This window comes from Dokdonella sp. (assembly GCF_039926425.1).
In the GTDB taxonomy this organism is placed as follows: Bacteria; Pseudomonadota; Gammaproteobacteria; order Xanthomonadales; family Rhodanobacteraceae; genus Dokdonella_A.
In genome coordinates this window covers 1-5,295 of sequence record NZ_JBDSWZ010000001.1, presented here as the reverse complement: position 1 = coordinate 5,295, position 5,295 = coordinate 1, and the positions used below count along the sequence as shown (strand labels likewise).

The 5,295-nt window shown below is 64.4% G+C and carries 5 protein-coding genes; 4 read left to right on the top strand and 1 reads right to left on the bottom strand.

The features are described 5' to 3' along the window. The coding region (locus ABIV12_RS00025) for a Glu/Leu/Phe/Val dehydrogenase dimerization domain-containing protein (RefSeq protein ID WP_348054932.1) at positions 1-704 on the bottom strand (704 nt) is incomplete at its 3' end. A gap of 232 nt (positions 705-936) precedes the next feature. Here ABIV12_RS00025 and ABIV12_RS00020 point away from each other — a divergent pair. The 4 genes from ABIV12_RS00020 to ABIV12_RS00005 form a co-directional block, all read left to right on the top strand. Further along, the gene (locus ABIV12_RS00020) at positions 937-1,539 is read left to right on the top strand and encodes a TetR/AcrR family transcriptional regulator (RefSeq protein ID WP_348054930.1); all 603 of its coding nucleotides are present in this window, start codon (positions 937-939) and stop codon (positions 1,537-1,539) included. A gap of 16 nt (positions 1,540-1,555) precedes the next feature. Further along, the gene (locus ABIV12_RS00015; protein ID WP_348054928.1) at positions 1,556-2,482 is read left to right on the top strand and encodes an alpha/beta fold hydrolase; all 927 of its coding nucleotides are present in this window, start codon (positions 1,556-1,558) and stop codon (positions 2,480-2,482) included. A 37-nt stretch (positions 2,483-2,519) separates the two neighbouring features. Beyond that, positions 2,520-3,773 carry an FAD-dependent oxidoreductase gene (locus tag ABIV12_RS00010; RefSeq protein WP_348054926.1) on the top strand — a complete coding sequence of 418 codons (1,254 nt, stop codon included), beginning with the start codon at positions 2,520-2,522 and terminating at the stop codon, positions 3,771-3,773. Between the two features lie 184 nt (positions 3,774-3,957). Continuing rightward, the coding region (locus ABIV12_RS00005) for a cobalamin-dependent protein (RefSeq protein WP_348054924.1) at positions 3,958-5,295 on the top strand (1,338 nt) is incomplete at its 3' end.

Sequence of the window (5,295 nt, the reverse complement as noted above, 5' to 3'; positions counted from 1 at the left end):
GGGCTGTAGACATCCGCGTCGACGTCGTAGATCTCGTCGAGACCGACCGCGGTGCAGCCGTGGTCGTCGACCGCCTTCTGCACGAGTTCCTTGTTGATATCGGTGACGAACACCTTCGCGCCGAGCTCGCGCAGCAGCTTGATGAATTCCATGCCGACGTGGCCCGCACCCTGCACAGCGTAGCTGTACTTGCCGACGTCCTCGTTGCCGAACTTGTGATTGAGCGCTGCCATCAGGCCCTGCAACGTGCCATACGCGGTGAACGGCGACGGATCGCCCGAACCGCCGTGCACCTGGTGCACGCCGGTGACGAATTCGGTCTCACGGAACACCCATTCCATGTCGTTGACGTCGATGCCAACATCTTCGGCCGTGATGTAGCGGCCGTTGAGCGAATTGACGAAGCGACCGAACGCGCGGAACAGCGCTTCGGATTTGTCCGTCGACGGATCGCCGATGATCACCGCCTTGCCGCCTCCGAGGTTGAGTCCGGCGACCGCGTTCTTGTACGTCATGCCGCGCGACAGGCGCAGCACGTCATTGAGTGCTTCCGCCTCGTTCTTGTACGGCCACATGCGCAGGCCGCCAAGGGCCGGGCCGAGCACGGTGTTGTGGACGGCGATGATGGCCTTCAGGCCGGCATCCTTGTTGTGGCAGAAGACAACCTGCTCATGGCCGGTCTGCGCGACGGTTTCAAAAATCATCTGGCGACTCCGAAAGCGGAAGAGGGCCCATCCGCACAGCCGCTTGGCGCGACGCTGTTCGAGAAAAGGCGGGTAAAAGATTGATTGCAGGAATGATTTGTGGTCGCCGGATTGCTTGCCCGGCCGCGTGCGGCGCGTAGTGTAACGGCCCGGGTCAGGGGACGACAGTGCGGAACGACCGCGTCTGTCGGGCTCTTGAAAAGAAACGAACGATCGTGCTATTAATTGGCGAATGGGCCCTCAGGCAGCAACCACCAAAGGTGTCGCGACGCGCGAGCTGATCCTCGATCGCGCTTACGCCATTGCGTGCCGCGAAGGCGTCGAAGGGCTGTCGATCGGCGCGCTCGCGCTGGCGACCGGGATGTCCAAAAGCGGTGTCTTCGCGCACTTCGGTTCGCGCGAGGACCTCCAGCTCGCCGTGCTCGACGTGGGCGGGCAGCGCTTCGGCGAGGCGGTGCTGATCCCCGCGCTTCGGAAGGCGCGCGGGCTCGCGCGCCTTCGCTCGATTGTCGCCGGCTGGTACGACTGGGTGCGGGACAATCACCACGGTTGCCTGATCATGGCGGCGATCAGCGAATACGATTCGCGGCCGGGCGCCCTGCAGGATCGCGTGGTGACATTGATTCATCGCTGGCGCAGCGATACCGCCCGCGCCGTGCAAATGACAATCGACACCGGCGAGCTGCGTGCCGACACCGATGCGTTGCAACTGTCCTTCGAAATTTTCGGTTTCGCGCTTGCGCTGCATCAGGACACGCGCCTGTTCGATCCCCAACAGGCGCGGGCACAGGCCGACCTCGCGTTCGATCGCCTGATTTCCACCCACTTGCCCTGATCGTCCGAGGTGTTCCATGAGCACAATGACTGCCGGAAAAAATAGCACGGTCGTTCGTAAATCAATGCTGCTCGCGTTGCGGATCAAGTTCGCACTGGGCAGCTGGTTGAGGCCGCAGGCGACCTTGCGTCGCGCCTATGCCCTGTTCTGCACGCCGCTTCCAAGTTCGCGACGGCATGCGCTCACAGCGGATGCAGGCGATGCGGCGGTATCGCGTTTCACGCTCGGCAACGAGGAACTCCGTCTTTACGCGTGGGGCGACCCGCAGGCCGAGCCGTATGTGTTGCTTGCGCACGGATGGTCGAGTCATGCGTTGCGATTCTCGGCATGGATCCGCCCACTGCGCGCCGCTGGATTCTCGGTCGTCACGTTCGATCAGATCGGACATGGCCTCAGTAGCGGGAGGCGGGCAACACTGCCGGGCTTCGCCGATGTGCTCACGCACATCGGCAAGCACTACGGCCCTGCCGCGGCGGTAATCGGGCATTCGCTCGGGGGCGCAGCGTTGATGCTCGCCCTGTCCGCCGGACTTGAGGCCGACCGCGCCGTGTTGATCGCGCCCGCCGCAGACCCTCTCGATGCGGCGCGCCGCTTCGCGCGCTTCGTGGGGCTTGCCGATCACCTGTCGTCGCATCTCTTCGATGCGTACGAATCGGGCCACCCGCTGCGCGTGTCGACGCTGCAGGCGCATCTGAAAGTGCCAGCCATCGGGCGCCCCGCACTGATCGTGCACGATCTCGGCGATCGCGAAGTGCCATGGAGCGAAGGCGAACGGTATGCGCGCCATTGGCCGGATGCGCGAATGGTCACAACAACCGGCCTCGGCCATCACCGCATCGTCGACGACGCCGGGGTGATCGAGGCGTCGATCCGTTTTTTGCGTGGGAACGCGGTTGGCGACAGAATCGTGTCTTCGCCGAATCTGCCGTACGGGTATGCCTGACGGCAGCAGCGCTAGCGTAATCGTCACGATGAGCGACATGGACGCAGCCCCTTCCACCCGCTGCTGCATCGTCGGCGGCGGCCCTGCGGGGATGATGCTCGGGCTGTTGCTCGCGAGAGCCGGCGTGAACGTCGTCGTGCTCGAGAAGCACGGCGACTTCCTGCGCGATTTCCGCGGTGACACCGTCCATCCGTCGACGATGATGGCGCTGCAGCAGATCGGCCTGCTGGAGAAATTCGAACGCCTGCCGCAGCACCGCATCCAGCATCTTGCCGGCATCGTGTCGGGGCACACGCAGGAGCTCATCGATTTCCGCGGTCTCGCGCCGTTCGATCATCTCGCGCTTGTGCCGCAGTGGGATCTGCTTGCCCTGCTTGCCGCGGAAGGCCGTCGTTATCCGAACTTCGATCTGCGCATGCGCCGGATGGCGACGGGCCTGATCGAGGAGGGCGGTCGCGTGGTCGGCGTGACGATGCACGAATACGTGAAGAGCGATGCGCCTGCCGCATCGGACGAAACGCTGCGCGCCGATCTGGTGATTGCCTGCGATGGCCGTCACTCCACGTTGCGTGCTGCCGCGAAACTGGCGGCGAACGAATACGGCGCTCCGATGGACGTGCTGTGGTTCCGCATGCCGCGCGCCGACACGGATCCGCAGGAGACGTTCGGCATCGTCGATTCCGGTCACATGATGGTGCTGCTCAATCGCAACGATTACTGGCAGGCCGCATTCCTCGTACCGAAGGGCGGCGATGCACAATTGCGGACGCAGCCAATCGAGGTGTTGCGCAGCGCGGTGTCGACGCTCGCATCCTTTCTTGCCGACCGAACCTCGACGATCGAATCGTGGGACGACGTGAAGACGCTCGAAGTGCAGGTCGATTGCCTCGGGCAATGGCACCAGCCCGGGCTGCTGTTGATTGGCGATGCCGCGCATGCGATGTCGCCGATTGGCGGCGTCGGCATCAATCTCGCGATCCAGGATGCAGTGGCGGCCGCGAACGCGCTGGCGGAACTTCTGCGCGGCAACGATCCGATTCCGGAATCCGCGCTTGCCGCAGTACAGGCGCGCCGGATGAAGCCGACGCGTCTCGTGCAGCGCGTACAACTGACGATGCAGAAAAGGATCATTTCGCGCGCGATTGCCCAGTCGGGCACACCGCTGACTGTGCCTCCTCTGGTGCGCTGGCTGCTGCAATTCCGCCGCGTGCGGAACATTCCGGCGTGGCTGTTCGGGTATGGCTACGGTCGGGAAGATGTGCGGTCGCCGGTGTTTCCGCCGCCTGGATGAGGGGCGCGACCGGCGTCGGCCGCTTGACTCCACCTGTTCAGTCGAATCGCCAGCACGTGACGCCGCGGTAAAATGGCGCGCGCCGTTGCGGAAAGGCCCAAACGCGCGCTGAGCCTCCTCCGGTCAGCCCGAACGAGCCCCGGAGTACAATCCCCGGTCCAGCTCGCAGACCGGACCGTGCCCCATGAGCACCCCTCTCCAAGACCTCGCGACAGCGCCCTCGACCGAGACCGCGCCGCTCCGTTTCGTCACCGCCGCCAGCCTGTTCGATGGGCACGACGCGGCGATCAACATCATGCGCCGCCTGATCCAGGCGCAGGGCGCCGAAGTGATCCACCTCGGCCACAACCGCTCGGTCGAAGATGTCGTCCGCGCCGCGTTGCAGGAAGACGCCGACGCGATCGCGCTGTCCTCCTACCAGGGCGGACACGTCGAATACTTCAAGTACATGGTCGACATGCTGCGCGAACGCGGCGCCGGCCACATCCGCGTGTTCGGCGGCGGTGGCGGCACGATCACGCCGGAAGAAATCCGCGAGCTGCAGGCCTATGGCGTCGAGCGCATCTATCACCCGAACGACGGCATGCATCTCGGCCTCGTCGCAATGATCGAAGACGTGGTCGCCCGCGCGCGCGCCGGTTCGGTCGCGCATGCGGAAGCGGACGCCGGGCACCACACGATTCCGCCCGCGCAAGTCGACATCGACGACGAGATCGCGGTCGGCCACGCACTGACCGCCATCGAGGAAGGCCGACACGACGACCACCAGCTCGATCGCCTGCGCAAGGAATGGCAGCTCGCCGGTGGCAAGACTCCGGTGATCGGCATCACCGGTACCGGCGGCGCCGGCAAGTCGTCGGTCGTCGATGAACTGATGCTGCGGTTCCTGCACGCATTCCCGACGATGCGCGTTGCGGTGCTCGCGGTCGATCCTACGCGCCGTCGCTCCGGTGGCGCGCTACTCGGCGACCGCATCCGGATGAACTCGCTGCGCAGCCCGCGCGTGTTCATGCGTTCGATGGCCACGCGTCGCCAGCACGCCGCGACCAGCATCGTGCTGAAAGACTGCATTGCATTTCTCAAGGGCCAGAACTACGACCTCGTCATCGTCGAGACCGCCGGCATCGGCCAGAGCGATTCCGAAATCGTCGACCTCGTCGACTTCCCGATGTACGTGATGACCAGCGAGTACGGCGCGGCAAGTCAGCTCGAGAAGATCGACATGCTCGACTTCGCCGAACTGATCGTGCTCAACAAGTTCGACAAGCGTGGCGCCGAAGACGCACTGCGTGACGTGCGCAAGCAATGGAAGCGCAACCGCGTCGCGTTCCAGCTGAAAGACGAAGACGTTCCTGTCTACCAGACGATCGCAAGCCAGTTCAATGATCCGGGCGTCACGTGGATGTTCACCAATCTTTGCCGGCTGCTGCGCGAAAAGCTGGGCGTCGGCGGTGAAGGCCACGCAGGACCGAACGTGGGAGCGGCTTCCGCCGCGATGCTTTCCTCAAACGCTCACAATAGC